The sequence below is a fragment of the Nonomuraea sp. NPDC048901 genome, assembly GCF_040649695.1.
Taxonomy (GTDB): domain Bacteria; phylum Actinomycetota; class Actinomycetes; order Streptosporangiales; family Streptosporangiaceae; genus Nonomuraea.
The window spans coordinates 46,753-61,798 of the sequence record NZ_JBEZFW010000037.1 but is presented as its reverse complement, the minus strand read 5'-3'; the positions used below and the strand labels follow the sequence as shown (position 1 = coordinate 61,798).

The window sequence follows — 15,046 nt, the reverse complement described above, 5'->3', positions numbered from 1 at the left end:
GGCGAGACGTTCACCGAGCTCGGAGCCGGTTTCGGGGTGTCGACCGCGACCGCGTGGCGGTATGTGGAGGAGACGATCGCGCTGCTGTCGGCCCGGTCGCCCAAGCTCGGCCAGGCGCTGCGCAAGGCCAAGCGGGACGGGCTGCACTACCTGGTGCTGGACGGCACGCTGATCCACACTGACCGGATCAAGGCCGACCGGCCGTACTTCTCCGGCAAGCACCGCGTGCATGGCATGAACGTGCAGGTCCTCGCCTCACCGAACGGGACGATCCTGTGGACCTCCGGAGCGTTACCGGGCAAGGCCCACGACCTGAGCGCCGCCCGCATCTGGGGCATCCTGCGCGCCCTCGAGGAAGCGGGCTTGGCCACCCGCTCACGCAGCGCGCAATACACCCCGCGCATGACGTGATCTCGCGTATACCTTCTCGTCTCGCTCACCGCGCCCGACCCATCCGGTAGTACTGAACCGGCGCTACTTTGTCGAGGCTACTCCCACCCTCCTTGGTGATCCCCGGGTCAGTCGGGTAGGACCGGCAGGTTGCCCTGCCGGTCCCCCCTCAGAACTGCTCGGGCGGCTTTCACCGCAAGCAGCTCAAGCGAGCCGCGAGGGCGGTTCAGGGTGAAGCGCTGGTCTCCTGTGCTGGCGGTTGTGGTACTCGCGCCGGCAGGAGGCGTGAACGAGGCGGGTGTGGTCACCGTCGGGTGAGCCCGGCCGTCCGTGGTGAACGAGATAGTCTGCGACTATTGCACGACGAACGACGTGCAGCCACCAGCGTTCCCACTCGGTGGGGGTATCTGGCGGCTGTTCAGCGGACAGCAGTTCCTCGCCGCAGAGCGGGCATCGGCCGTCCTGCCTGGTGAGCAGGTTCAGCGTGTAGCCGTCCAACGGTGGTTTGACGCGCTGCCGCCGCATGGCCCAGTACTCGGCCAGGGCGGGGTCGTCGGGGGACGCTCCGCCTTTGACCATGACGTGCCTGACGATGCCGGTCCAGGAGAACTTCACTAGGTGGGTGCCGCTGGCGACGTCACCGAACACCCAGCGGTCGTTCCTGAACTTGTTGAACTTGCCGAAGTAGCGGGCCGAGACCCACGTTTTCGACTTGGTGGGGTGGCTGAAGGTCGCCCACTTGTAGGTGAGCTTCCACAGGTAGTCGTCCAGCGAACTGAACGATTTCTTGGCCACCACACCCCGGTAGTAGGCTGCCCACCCCCGAATGATCGGGGTGAGCGCAGCGATGACCGCCGCCGCATTGGACCCGCGCAGTGCGTGGATCTCGGTGCGTAGCCGTTCCCGGATACGCCGGAGAGCCACATCCGATGGTTTGATCAGCAGCTTGTCGCCGTAGCGCCTGACGTTGAACCCCAAGAAGTCACACCCTGCGGACAGGTGGACGATCTGGGTCTTGTCCTCGTTGAAGGCCAGACCCCGGGGTGCCAGCCACTCCGCCAACGCTGCCTTGACCTGCTGCGCTTGCCGCTGGCTGTGGCAGAACGCGATGAGATCATCCGCGTAGCGGATCACCAGCGGCGAGCCCGGCATCGCCTCACCGCAGTGAGCACCGGCAGCCTGGCGATAACGGACTCCTGCGGCTTTCTCCAGCCCGTGCAACGCGATGTTCAACAGCAACGGACTGATCACGCCGCCCTGTGGAGTGCCCTCCTCGGTCGGCGCGAATCCCTTGCCCTTCTCGAACACCCCGGCCTTCAACCAGTCCCGGATCAGGTCCCTGGCGGGGAACGATCCGAGAGCTTCCAGAAGCCGGGAATGGTCGATCCGGTCGAACGCCGCAGCCAGGTCCGCGTCCAGCGCCCACACCCGCTTGGCCCGAGAGCCTCGGCAGATGTTGAAGATCGCACTGATGGCGTCCTGGCAGCTCCGCCCAGGCCGGAACCCGTAAGACTTGGGCTCAAATCGGGATTCCCACTCGGGCTCCAACGCGTTACGGACCCTGCCCTGATGGCATCGGTCCATGATCACCGGAATCCCGAGCGGCCGGAGCTTCGCACGGTTACCCGCCTTGGGTATATACACCCGCTTGACCGGCCGAGGTCTCCAAGACGAGGCATCACGATGCACTCGCACCGCCAGCTCCGTCCTGGCCGGGGAGGTCAACGCGACCCGCCCATCGACCCCAGCCGTCTTGCGGCCAGCGTTGCGCTGCGTCGCCTGCCGCACGCTCACCAGCGTGTTACTCCAGCTCCGCAGCATCAGCTTCTGCAGGCTCCTGACCTTGGGCCAGTCCTGCTCCTGCGCCGCCTTGAAGATCCGCTGCCTCAGCCGCCGTACGTTCTCCTCGTGCAGCCGCCAATCGACGGCCTCCCAATCGAGGCGTACGTCCTCTGGTCCGTTCACCATGCGGTGTCCAACTTGCCCTTCGGCTCCGGCGGCTCGAACTGCATCACTTCAAAGGCTCACCTGCTCACGTCAGCGCCCCTTTCGGAGCCCAGGCACTCGGCCCGGTATCCGGCCAGTTATCCGGGACAGCAGCTTGGAGGAGCTGCCCTGCCGTCCCGGTTTCCTGCCGACTTTCGTCCACCGGCATTCGCTTCTTGAGCATCCTGTTCCCGCCAGAGGGTTCCGCTCTCCTTGCGGTCGGCCTACCGATCCCGCCTGGGCGGGCCGGACTCTGTCGGGGTTGCCGTGTTCCACACGCGTGAGATGCGGCCGGGGTGGGTGCCTTCTTTACTCCGGGGCGGCGGTGTCCTCCCGGCCAGCGCAGCCTCTCTGACCAGCGCCTGCCGCTTCCCAGCGGCCAGCCCTATACCCCGCTGGAACATCCCATCGGCGGAGCTGCTGATAACGGAGCATGCGAAGATTCACTCACGTTCACCCGTCCGGCCTTCCCCAGGCCCGCCATCCCCGGATGGAACGGGAACGACTTCGGCTCTCACCCCAGGCTCCGCACCCCGCGGTTACCCGCGACGCACGCCAGGGCGGGGACGGTCCCACGGACACTGGACCGGATCACACCCTCATCAACATGACCTCCAAACTGGCGTGATCACTCACAACGTGCGACATCACGTCGCACGGCTGCCTCCAGCTTTACCCCGCCGCTACGACGGCGAAGAAACGGATGGTCTTCCACCTCCATCCGGAAATAACCGCGCCTCGTGGCGCACTTGTACTCGTCACACAGTCTTGATCACGAGCGGCTGCTCTCGTTGTTCCCGCTTCCGGTCACAAGATCGCATCGGCCTATCGCGCATTCATGCTGGTCACGCCGTGAATAGCGACTGCCGTATTAGCGGGGCTCACCTATCCGTACAGCTTCTCAGCGCCCAGGATCAGGTCAGGACCTCAAGCGAAACCGTTGCGATTGCAGCGATCACGTCGAACTGTACCGGTCCCTCTACCCTAAGCCAGAGCAACGGCGGCAAGGAAGTTGAGCGTACGAGGTCAAGAGAGATACCGTCGGGCCAAGGCGCATTCTCAGGTCCCAGCACCGTTGCCATCACCTGATCCAGCGGCCCGGCTCCGGGCCCGGGAGTCCTACCAATGGAGAAGAAATACAAATCTCGAAAGGCGAGCATAATATCCGGCTTCTCGGGCCCCCAGCGGAGACCGATCTCAAGAGCATCAACGTCATCGACTTGCGCCAAAGAGAGTCGATCCACGACGTACCCCTCGCAGCGCGGCGCAACCTTGAGGAACTGATCAAATGCGCTCATCGTACTACGAACTCCCCCGTTGAATGCCCAGTTGCGACCTTTCCGTCCGGGCCGTATCTGACACTGTAGTTCTTTTGGTTCGGACCAGGATCAATCTTCGGTCCGATCCTTTGAACTTCTCCGTTCGGCCGGATCCAAAGCACACTCCCGTCTGAATGGTCGTACCTCCGGTATCCACCCTTGGTCTCCGACTTAAAGGTAAAGCCACGGCTGTAGATCTCCTGCTCGGCTTCAGCGAGAGATTTCCCGTGAAGGTTTGGCAGGGTTGCAACGCTACAGGGCCCATTGCTGTTGTGGACGAGGACCGGGGTGGCAGCTGCGAGCACATAGTACGCGTGGATGTCGTCGATTGTCAGGTTGTACATGTACTGCGCGCCGGCGAAGGCTCGCACCTTGACGATTGTGACGCGGCCACCACGGGGTGTCCGGAGGGTATCCGCGGGATGCAAGTCAGCGGCATCGACCCAGGTCTTTTTGGTGGCGTTCCAGAAGGGGTGGTGCTGGGTCGTGTGGATGGTGGCGTGGCCATCGGCGGTCGGGATGGTGATGTCGGCCAGGTCGGTGTCGCGGTTGCGGTGGAGTGCTGTGACCTTCTTGGCGCCGCTTTTGCCCGTCTCGGGGTCGTCGGCGAGCACTTTGTCGCCGACCTTGATCTCTTCTATTCGTTTTTTGGTGCCGTTGGCCATGAGGACGTAGGTGCCAGCCGCGAAGCTATCGAGACACTTGCGAAGTGCCTTGACGCCCTTAGTGCCGACCGCGACTTCAGCCTCTTTAACGGCTGTCTTTGCTCCAGCGCGCGCTGCGGCACGAACCAACGCCGCGCCGATGCCTTTAACGACTCCGCCTATGCCGGTTACAGCCCCGATGATGTTCGATACGTCATCGTTTTCTTCGACCCGACCCTCGTCGCATTTGTTGTGACCCTTGCATGGAACCTGCGACTTCATGGCGTCGTCTTCCCGCTGCTGCCGAATCTTGTCTGCAGCCAGAGCGTCGCGGGTTCGATTGCGCTCGTTTGCGGTTGCCTGCTTGTGCAGCCGCTTTCTTTCTTTCCTTTCGAGCTTGATCTCCCATGTCTTCTTTTTCTGGCCGCTGGGCTTGTGTGTTTTGGAGAAGGTTTTGTCGGATTTGGCGTTTCCGGTGTCGACGCGGCGACCGTCGGGGTCGGATTGGGTGATGGGGTCGTTGGCGGCGTAGCTGTAGGGGTTGGCCCATTCGGGGGTGCGTAGGTCGAGTTCGGGGTCGGTGGAGATGAATTTGGCGATGGCGGGGTCGTAGTAGCGGGCGCCGAGGTAGTCCAGGCCGGTGGCGGCGTCTTCGATCTTGCCGAGGAAGCCTCGGTCGGTGAAGGGCAGGTCGTCGCCGCCGCGGCGCTGGCCGTACGGCAGGTAGCGTTCGCGGTTGATGGTGCCGGTGGTGGCGTTGATGGCCAGTTGGGTGCTGCCGTGCTGGCCGGCCAGGAGCCAGGTGACGCCGGTGGCGTCGCGCATGGCGATCGGGGAGCCGTCGCTGGCGCTGTAGTAGCGCTTGCCCGCGACTAGGCCGCCAGACAGGCGCAGTTCCATCGGGCCGAGGTAGAGGGTGGTGCTGCCGTCGGGGTCGCGGCGGATCAGCCGCTGCCCAGCGGCGTCGTAGACCATCGAGGTCTGCTTGCCGTCGACGGTTGCCTGTGCCAGCTGGCCGAGTTGGTCGAAGTCGAAGGTGGCCTGCTTGCCGGCCACGGTGCGAGCTGACAACTGCCCGGCGTTGTCGTAGGCGTAGGTGTCGGTGCCGGTGGGACGGGTGATGGAGGTGACGGCATTGGGCCGGACCGCGGTGGCGCCGGGGGCGGGATAGGAGTAGGTGGCGGTCTGGCCGTTGTCGGTCAGGCTGGTGAGGTTGCCGACCTTGTCGTAGGAATACGCCTGGCTGTAGGGGTCCAAGCCCTTGGCGTCGCCTGTCCCGGTGCACGAGGAAGCGGTGGTGGTGTAGGCGGTCTTCAGCCGGAGTAGGCCGTCGTAGGTGAAGCATTCGGACTGACCGTCGGTGGTACCGGGGATGGCCGAGGCGGCGTCCAGGACGCGGGTGATGGTGCCGGCGACGTTGTAGCTGTAGCGGTCGTCCTGGACGGTGTCGGGGGTGCTGGTGTCGGCCTTGGTCTGGGTGGAGACCCGCGACAGCCAGTCGGTGGTGGTGTCGCGTTCGAGGGTGCGCTTGACCTGACCGGCGGCGCCCAGCGAGCGGGTGGCGAGTTTGCCAGTGGGGGTGAAGGCCGTGTCCTTGACGTAGGTGAAACCACCCAAGTCGGAGGTCAGTCCCTTGGCGAAGCCGAGGTCGGTGTAGGCGTAGGTGAGCTTCTCGGCGGCTAACCCACCCGCGTCAGGCAGGCTCTGCTCACGCAGGTTGCCTGCGGCGTCGTAGGCCGAGGTGAAGGTGTAGTCGCGGCCCAGGTTGCCTTCGCTGGCCGGGATGGTGAGTTTGGTGGCGGTCGGCCGATAGTCACTGTCGTAGGCGGTGACGGTCTGGGTGTAGGCCTGGCCAGCGGTGTAGCGGGTGGCGGCGCCGGGCTGGCCCTTGGCGACGGTGTCGTAGCTGAATTCGGCGAGTTTGGTGCCGGTGGACACTTCCCCGGCCCATTGGATGGTGCGTCGGCCGAGGTCGTCGTAGCTGTTGGAGATCTTCTGGTTCTTGCCGTCGATGCTGAAGGCCAGCCGACCCGCCAGGTCGTAGCCGTAGCTGGAGGCACCCGCGTCCGGATCGGTGGCGGCGGTGCGCCGGTTCAGCCAGTCGAAGGTGTAGGTGCGGACGTTGCCGTTGGCGTCCGTCATCTTCGTGAGGTTGTCGTGCAGGTCGTAGCTGTAGCTGGAGTCCTGGTGGGCGGTGGCGTCGGCCCACTCCTCGACCTTGATGGCGCGGTCGAAGGCGTCGGTGACGGTGGCGGTCTTGCCGCCGACGGGCGGGGTGACCTCGGTACGGTCGGCGCCGGGGTAGGCGGTGCTGGTGCGGCGCAGCTCAGTGTCGAGGTGGTAGGCGATCGAGGCGACCGGGCGTTCCTGATCGTCGTAGACGGTCTTGGTCCACTGCGGCAGCCCGGTCAGCGCGGGATTGAGCAGCCCGCTGCCCGGCTGGCCGGTGTTGTGCACCGGCTCGGAGACCGCGCTCGTCAGGCCGCGCGCGTCGTAGGTGGTGGCGGTGACGATCCGGCCGCCGGACGGCGAGTCGGTCTGCGCCTCGCGGGCCCGGCCTAGACCGTCCTCGTAGCTGATGGCACTGGTGTACTTCGTCCCGGTCAGCAGCTGCTTGACGGTCGTCTTGATCGGCGCGGTCGGCTGACCTAACCAGCCATTCCAGGCGATGTCATAGGCCACCGTCGCACTTGGGATACCGCCACTGCGCGGCTGGCCCGGCTTCCACAACGCGGTGGTACGGCCGAGCGCGTCATAGTCCATCTCGGTGGTCTTGCCGTTGGCGTCGGTGACCGCGACCGCGTCGCCCAGGCGATGCGAGAGCCGAGCGGTGATGGTGTGGCCGAGCGGGTTGGTGGTGGTGATGCCGGTACTGGGCCAGCCGACGGGCGGGGTGTACGTAGTCGAAGTGGTCTTACCGAGCGGGTCCACGCTGGTCAGCTGCCGGCCGTACTCGTCGAAGGTGGCCTTGGCGGTGGAGATGGTGGACGCGTTGGCGTAGGAGCGGACCTCGGTGAGGTTGCCGTCGCTGGGCTTGTTGGTCGCCGGATCGGTGCCCAGGTCGTACAGGTTGACCGTCTTACCAATCAGCGCGCCCGCCGTGCAGTCGTCACCAGACCGCTCCTCCACCACGGAGGGGAAGTTGACCAGCCACTGGCCGGTATCGGCGTTGCGGGCATAGCTGGTGGTGGTGCAGGAGTTGTCGGTGCTGACTCCGTCCTGGCCGTAGTCGTTGACCTGCTTAGGCAGGCCGTCGGCGTTGAAGGCAGTCTTGGAGTCGGTGTAGCGCCAGGTGCCGCCCGTTACCTTCTCCCGCGCTCGCTCGCGGGTCTGTAACACCAGCGCAGGATCCATGGTTCCGGGCCCGTTGCCGGTGGTCTGGATCGTGTACTCCCACCGGGTGGAATCCACCTCGGTATAGGCGCGCGGGCTGAGCGCGGTCATCTTCCACGACTGCTCCTGCAGCACATTGCCCTGCAGAATGGGCTTGTCCACCACGGTGCCGCCGTCGAAGTCGGTGAGCGTCTCGCCGGTGCCGCCCAGGAAGGTGCGGGTGGTGACCGTGTAGGCCGACGGGTCAGTACCGGAGCCGTCGATGGTGCGGACCTGGCTGTAGCCGCGCCAGTCCGAGGTCGGCGGCGCCTGGCCGGGCTCAGCGAACTGCACCGGCTTGGTCCAGCGAGGTTTGCCGAGGAATTCGTACTGATGCACCATGTCCGGCGAGGCGCCGACCATGTCCCGTTCGACGACCTTGACCGCGAGCTGCTTGAAGAAGCGCGACCAGCTCTCATACCCGGAGTCCGGGTCGCTGCCCATGTCGACGTCGTAGCAATCGCCGCTCTTGTCGGTGAAGTAATTGGAGCCGTCACGACCCTTGCCGCCACCGCACGCATCGGCCTGCCCGTAGGTGACCTCGGTGCGGCCGCCCATCCCGTTGCCGATCGCGGCGATGCGCGGCACCATCCGCCATGACAGCAGGTCGGTCCAGTCCGACATGGAGTCGTAGTCCATCTTGCCGGACAGCATCACCGCGTCGAAGTCCAGCGGCGGCAACGCCACCTCCTGGGCGGTGGCCAGCCCGACATGCTGCACGGTGTCCAGCCACAGCGCCGGATCGTCGGCCGGCCCGAAGTCGGTGCGCTGGTAGATCCACGTCTGTGCCAGGTCCAGGCGGTCCACCGGGTCCCACCCGTTCGAGGTGGGGTTGAGCGACTCGGTCAGGACCGAGGTGAGTTTGCGGGTAGAGAAGAAGCCGATCGCGCTGTTGGCGCAGCCGGCGGCCTGGGCGCACTGCAGGTCGGTCGGCACGTCCACGCCGCCGCGATCGGCGGTGGTGAAGGTGGTACGCGCGGTCGGCACGCTGCCGGGCACCTGGGTGTTGTGGCCCCACTGCACCTTGGCCAGCGTGCCGCCCCGGTCATAGGGCAGCACCCGGTACAGCTCGTGCGCGCACGAGGGCAGGCAGAAGTAGTTGCTCTCCCGGTTGTAGGAGTAGTCGATCACGTTCTCGTTGGAGTCGAGCTCCTGGTCCAGGTTCCATCGCCACACGCCGGTGCAGGTCGGCGGAATGTCGTTGTTGAGGTAGCGGTCGTAGCACGGCTCGCCCGAGTCGTTGCCCACGTACGGCACCTGCCACTGGGCGTCCTTGGTGTAGCCGAACCGCCACACCGTGCCGTCCTGGCTGGTGACCTTCCAATACGGCTGGCTGTCGGCTCCCCCGGCGACCTGCTCGATCTTCCAGCCGAAATCCGGAACCGTCTTCCAGCCCCCGCCCGCATTGCGGTCCTTGACGATCTGCGCCGACCGGCCACCCGCCGACAGCACCAATTCCGACTGCGACCGGTCATTGGTGGAGCTGTCTTCGTCGGTGTCATCCGGCGACTCCCAGCACAACGCCTCCCCGCCGATCCCGAGCTCCTTGGCGGTCCAGATCAGCTCTGCGGTGTTTTCGTCGTAGGCGTTGTCGACGTAACAGCGGCGATAGCGCCGCTCGATGAATCCGGCGCTCAGATCCCAGCCCGCACCCACCACGCTGGACTGGTTGTTGGACCACTGCCCCTGCCCGTCCACCGACGACGCGTCGTACTGCAGCGACAGATCCGGCCCGTCACCGCCCACCGACGGCGCCTCCGGCAACGGCACGTCATAGTCGAACCCACCACCCGACGTACCCGCCTGCCATGTCCCCGACGGCTTCAGATCGGTGGCGCCCCAGTTGCCGTTCGGCCCCGTCATGCCGACCGACAGCAGATACACCGACCCGGCGGCCAGTTGCGCCGCCAGCCGATCGCGCACTACCTGGGCAGCCCACGCCTTACGATCCTTGCCCGCAGGTGTCGGCTTGACCGCCGCCGCACTCGCGCCGGCCGGCGCCGCCTCGACCTGCGCGGTCAGCGTCCCGGCCTTCGCGTCGTTCGTGGACGGCACCACCACTGGGCGCACCACGCACGTCTTCGGCCGCGGCACCTGGACCGCACACGCCGGCACCCGTACCAGCCGCAACCGGCTGACGAAGTTCCCACCGAACGCGTCCCGGAAGCCCGCGTACGAAAACTCCGCCCGCACCTTGCCCGGCGCCGCCCCGTCATCGGCCCGCACCATCCGAGCGGCGATCCCCACCCCGCCCAGAGCACGGGCAACCTCCGGCGACAAGGTCTCCACCTTGACCTTGTCCAACCCGCCGCCCTTGACCTGGCCCACCTTGACCGGCAACGTCCCGGCCTCGGCCACCTTGCCGACGGCCGACACCTCCACCTCGGCCGTTCCCGCCTTCGGCCACACCGGCTTACGCCGCTCCACCTTCGGCGCCGACTCCTCCGCACCCTTGGGGACCTCGCGTTTCGGTACAGGGCGGCCGTCCACGGACTGTTCAGGGTCCGGCGCGGCAGCGGCAGCCCGCTCCACCAGCTGATCCGGCACCCCGACACTCGAAATCAGCACCATCGCGCAAAGCCCGACGATCAATGCCGCCAACCACATCCGTACACGTCGAGCCCGCATACCGCATCCCTTCAGGGCACGCTGACGCAGACCCCGGGAAACGGGGCCTTGGCGCACCTAAGGCAGACATAAGAACGATCACTCGGAATGTGATCGACAAACCAAGATCGGTCAACAACGGGAGCGTCACTTACCCGACACCAGCAGTCAGGGCCCGCCAGCCACGCACTTCATGTTCACTGGTCAACCGACATGTCAGGGAAGGCGCTTTCCTGAAGAAAAACGCACATGTGATCTACATCACAGTCGCAACGGTTCGTAGCTCTACGGCTACGAGAGCGTGGGTGTCGATTTGTCATTTGCCCAGCTCAGGGCGATATATCGCGCAAATGTGGAGGCATGCAGCCACTACGGCAAACCGGACTGTCTGTCCAGCCACTACTGCATCGAGCCTCCAGGTCTTCGATGCAGCCGGCCGGTCCGACACATGCGGGTGAACGACAGTCGCTACGGTCTGCCAGACAACCTTTCGGTCTCATTGAGCACGAAACGGATATCGAACCGCCTTTTCCTGGCTTTCCAGCCAAAAACCCGCATTGAGCGAATGCGCGCCATCGCAATCACTGAATCTAGGGATCCCCCTCGTATGCCGCCGCGATGCACAGTCGGAGCAAGCATCCAGCCAAGGAGGAATCCGTTGAGCAGGACGAACAAAATCACTCCGTCGGGGGTTTCGCGCATCGGCGACCGGCGGCCTGGCGTGGCTACGGCGAACGCGCCGCCGCTGACGGCTCCATCTACGTGGCTGGCACCGTCATGGGTGAACGCCTGCGCTCAATAGCTTAAGCCGTATCCAATTCATAACAATTCTCATGGAGGTAGACATGAAGAAGTCAGCGCGACTCCCGATGATGCTGGCGGCCTCTGCCATCATCGCTAGTGGCGTGTTCGCCACCTCAAGCGCAATAGCGGAAACCAACTCCGCAGCGCGGTCTGCCAACCGGGCCGCCCCGGGAATCCTCTGGGCCAAAGTCAGCTCAAACGGAACCCTGCTCGCTGCTTCGGGCATCAGGAACGTCAACAAGTTCGGCGGGGGCCGCTACAACCTGACGACGGACTCCGACATCAGCAGATGCGCACTGACCGGAACGATCAACACGTCGGGTGGCAATGATCCCGGGCCGGGCAGTGCGTCGATCCTGGTCGGCGCGGTCAATGGAAGGACGCTTTTCGTTCGCACGGCGACGCCATCGGCTCAGAATCCGATGACCGTCGACGACGATCGACCGTTCTCCCTAGTGATCTCCTGCTGAGGCCCGTCGGCTTCTGAACCGAGCAGCCATCCACCGATAACAGATCGAGTGGCAAGAAGCATCTTCGCCGGAAACGGCAACACATCGGGAGAAGGAGTTTATCGTGAGTTACCGAATCCGCCTGCTTGCCGGGCTGGTCGGCGCTGCCGCCGCGACCAGTCTGCTGCTGGGTGCCGGTGCCCCTGCGATGGCGGCCAGCCAAAGGACGGCCGCCGGCGCTGTTCACGCCCAGACCGTCCTCGGCCCTTATGCCAGCTTCGAAGTCTGCGCGGTATCCGGACTACAGGGCCAGCAGGCCCATCAATGGATTTCGTGGTTCTGCTCGCAGAACGGCACCGCCCAATGGTGGTTGTTCACCACTCCATGACATACCCCATAGCTCGATAACTCGGCCTTGGCCATCTGCGCGATCTTGGAGATGGCCAAGGCCGAGCCATGCTCGGCCCGTTCGCCTGCCCCCTGGGCTCAAGCATTCTCAGTCGGCAAGGTGGTCGCGCCCTTGGGACGGGGGACGTCACCGACGAAACGGCACGGCAGCTCGTCCAGCACCAGCCCCAACGTGGCCGCCAGGTCGATCGTTCGGCGTGGTGTCGGGCACTGCCTGGCCAGGCTGGTCTGGTCGAGGTGGCCGTTGCGGGCTTGGAAGAGAACCTTCGCCGCAGGATGTCGGCGCAGTTCTTCCACGGTGAGCTCGTCCGCGACCCGATGCGCCGTGGCGACCAGGGCGGGGAATGCCGACTGCAGATTCGCGGCCCACTCTTGCAGCGCCTCCAGCCACCTGCGTGTGGCGGTGTCAGATACCGAAGTGAACCGCTCTATCGCCTGAGCCAGCTCCAGCCAGGTGGAGTCATGCCAAGGCTTGGACTTCAGGACGGGTAACTGCCACTGGCGCTTGATGGTCGACCAATGATCCGCATGCGCCTTTACCGAGTGGACCGTGAATTCTGGGAGACACAGTGCGGTCAGGTTCCAGCCGTGGCAGGCACCGGTGTCGAGGCCGAAGATCCGGTCGTCGAGGATCATCGGTTCCCGGCCGGTCACGTGATGGCCGAACACCACCGGCTTGGCATCGGTGTAGTGGTCGTACCAGTGGCTGTCCGGGGACAGCGCCGCTAGCTCTCGTTCGCCTCTCGTCGAGCCACAGAGGATCTCCTCCCTCTGCTCGGCCAGCGGAATTCCGGACAGCATTGCGGCGTGGACAACACGGACGTGCTCGTTCTCGAAGTAGTACGGCAGCGTCCGCATCCAGTCGACCGTTTCGGCGTAGTGGTCGCCAAGCTGCAAGCGGGTGATCTCTTGTGCGTAGGAGAAGATCCCGCGTACGTGCTTCCGCTCGTGGTTGCCCATGACCGCAACGGAATTCGGGCGCTCGCGGAAAAGCCTGACCACGTCACCGGGCGCTGGACCGCGGTCGACCAGATCGCCGACGCTGACCAGCAGGTCGTCCGTTCGGATGCCGATTTTCTCGAGCAGTTCGAGCAGCTCGTCGAAGCAGCCGTGGATGTCTCCGATGATGATCGTGCGCCGCATGCGGGCGATCCTAAAGAGGCATCGGTTCGGCGTACAAAGGATTTTGCGCGATGAACCGCTCCCCTGGTGAAGGTCGCCGCAATTCGTGCTCGTACAAACCGGAGTTCATCGCTGGCGGCGCATGGAGAGGGCCGCCCGCCAATGCTCGGCCGCCTGGCCCATGTCGCGGCCGAGGAGTTCGAAGAACTGACTGGAGGTCTGGAGCCGGTCACCGGTGGGTGTGTCGATGCCGAAGATCTCGGCGCCGCGTCGGGCGGTGTCCGCCCAGATCATCACCGACCGGGCACTGGCCGCCCAGGTGTGGTACCAGACGTCGACGTCGACGAAGTACCGCATCCGGCCCGCCTCCCGCTCCCGGGCGACCATCCCCCTCTGCTCAAGCCATTTGATGGCATGGGAGATCGTCGCCGGACTGACCTGGAGCTGCTGAGTGAGTTCCGTGGCGGTCAGGCTGCCGCCCTCGCTGATGATCAGCGCGGCGAACACCCTGGCCGTCATGGGCGCCATCCCGGCCTCGATCATCATGGCGACGAACTGCTCCTCGAACTCCCGAGCCGTGTGGACGTCACGGTTGTCGGTGGTGTGCGGAACCTCGGCGCGGGGAGCGCGCTTGCGGCGGCGGGCGCGCCAGCTCGTCGCATGCTGCGCGCGGGCCGCCCGGTAGCCGTGCGCGCCACCGTTCCTGGCGATTTCGCGGGTGACGGTGGACCTGGAACGTCCCAGCCGGCGAGCGATCTCCGCGTACGTCAAGCCGGCCGCCAGCCCTTCGGCGATGCGGCGACGATCCTCGGCGGTCAACCGGCCCCCTGTCATGTCATCCCTCTCCCCGGTCGAGGATGCGCCGGCCGATCGCGGATGCGACGCCCTGGCAACTCTGTTGCACTCAGCTACAAACTCATCGCACCAATATATGGGCTCCGACCTGTGCATATGAGTTTTGCGAGTTGTCGCAAATCGGAACGCAACTCTAGCGTTTCCCCCGACCGAAGAGGAGATTCATCATGGAAAAGGTCGTTCTCGTCACGGGCGCCTCCGCCGGCATCGGCAAGGCCACCGCACTCGAACTCATCCGCGCCGGCCACATCGTCTATGGCGCCGCACGCCGCGTAAAGAAGATGGACGACATCCGCGACGCCGGTGGAGACGTCCTGGCCATGGACGCACGCCGACTTGAGGACCTGGAGCGTGTCATCGGCGACATCGTCGGCCAACAGGGCCGCATCGACGTTCTGATCAACAATGCCGGCACCGTCCTGCACGGCTCCGCCGAAGACATCCCCATCGACCAGGCGCGCGACCAGTTCGAGGTCAACGTCTTCGCACCGGCCCGGCTGACTCAACTCGCCCTGCCGTACATGCGCGAGCAGGGGTCCGGCACGATCATCAACATCTCCTCCATCGGCGGCGAGATCGCGCTCCCGCTCGGCTGCTGGTACTACGCGACCAAGCACGCTCTGGAGGCATACTCCGACAGCCTGCGCATGGAGGTCGAACCGTTCGGCATCGACGTCGTGATCATCCAGCCCGGCATCGTCAAGACCGAGTTCGAAGACCACACGGCGCAGGACCTCCGCGAGATCTCCGGCACGACCGCGTACAGGGCGATGGCCGAAGCCATGGCCAAACGCGCCGAGACACAGCTCGGCGAGAACACCCCGGCCAGCGACCCCGGTGTAGTCGCCACCACCATCCGGCAGGCCATCGAAGCCGGCAAGCCCGAGACGCGCTACGCGGTCGGCTACATGGCCGACAAGCTCCTGGAGCTCAACAGGACGCTGCCGGACCGCGAATTCGACAAGCTCCTCATGAACGCCGCGAAGTAGGCCCCCGCGATGCCACACCAACCCGACCCACGCAGCTGATGGGCTCCATCCGCGCTCGTGCTCACGTGCCGGCCGTGGGCTTCGACGCCAGATAACGAGTG

The 15,046-nt window shown here is 65.2% G+C and carries 8 protein-coding genes and 1 pseudogene; 4 read left to right on the top strand and 5 right to left on the bottom strand.

Translation table 11 applies throughout. The features are described 5' to 3' along the window. Positions 1–366: pseudogene (locus AB0C30_RS57360) on the top strand (transposase family protein); the annotation flags it as partial. Positions 367–594: 228 nt separating this feature from the next. On the opposite strand, the gene ltrA reads toward AB0C30_RS57360, so the two are convergent. The 3 genes from ltrA to AB0C30_RS57345 form a co-directional block, all read right to left on the bottom strand. Continuing rightward, positions 595–2,358 (bottom strand): group II intron reverse transcriptase/maturase, encoded by a 1,764-nt coding sequence (ltrA, locus tag AB0C30_RS57355; RefSeq protein ID WP_357961397.1) that lies wholly within the window; start codon positions 2,356–2,358, stop codon positions 595–597. A gap of 932 nt (positions 2,359–3,290) precedes the next feature. After that, positions 3,291–3,674: a hypothetical protein gene (locus AB0C30_RS57350; protein ID WP_357961394.1), complete on the bottom strand. Its 384-nt coding sequence runs from the start codon at positions 3,672–3,674 to the stop codon at positions 3,291–3,293. Further along, positions 3,671–10,258: a polymorphic toxin-type HINT domain-containing protein gene (locus AB0C30_RS57345; protein WP_357961391.1), complete on the bottom strand. Its 6,588-nt coding sequence runs from the start codon at positions 10,256–10,258 to the stop codon at positions 3,671–3,673. The genes AB0C30_RS57350 and AB0C30_RS57345 overlap by 4 nt, the downstream gene beginning before the upstream one ends. Before the next feature lie 905 nt (positions 10,259–11,163). Between AB0C30_RS57345 and AB0C30_RS57340 the strand changes: the two genes are divergently transcribed. Together AB0C30_RS57340 and AB0C30_RS57335 are read left to right on the top strand one after the other, a co-directional pair. Further along, positions 11,164–11,592, top strand: a complete 429-nt coding sequence (locus AB0C30_RS57340) for a hypothetical protein (RefSeq protein WP_357961389.1) — start codon at positions 11,164–11,166, stop codon at positions 11,590–11,592. A gap of 103 nt (positions 11,593–11,695) precedes the next feature. After that, positions 11,696–11,959, top strand: a complete 264-nt coding sequence (locus AB0C30_RS57335) for a hypothetical protein (RefSeq protein ID WP_357961386.1) — start codon at positions 11,696–11,698, stop codon at positions 11,957–11,959. Between the two features lie 98 nt (positions 11,960–12,057). On the opposite strand, the gene AB0C30_RS57330 is transcribed toward AB0C30_RS57335, so the two are convergent. Then, positions 12,058–13,122, bottom strand: coding sequence for a metallophosphoesterase (locus tag AB0C30_RS57330; protein ID WP_357961383.1), 1,065 nt, complete (start codon positions 13,120–13,122; stop codon positions 12,058–12,060). Positions 13,123–13,227: 105 nt separating this feature from the next. Beyond that, entirely contained in the window at positions 13,228–13,935 is a 708-nt protein-coding gene (locus AB0C30_RS57325; protein WP_357961380.1) for a helix-turn-helix domain-containing protein, read from the bottom strand. Positions 13,936–14,123: 188 nt separating this feature from the next. On the opposite strand from AB0C30_RS57325, the gene AB0C30_RS57320 reads away from it, so the two are divergent. Continuing rightward, positions 14,124–14,945 carry an oxidoreductase gene (locus AB0C30_RS57320; RefSeq protein WP_357961377.1) on the top strand — a complete coding sequence of 274 codons (822 nt, stop codon included), beginning with the start codon at positions 14,124–14,126 and terminating at the stop codon, positions 14,943–14,945. Positions 14,946–15,046: the final 101 nt, after the last annotated feature.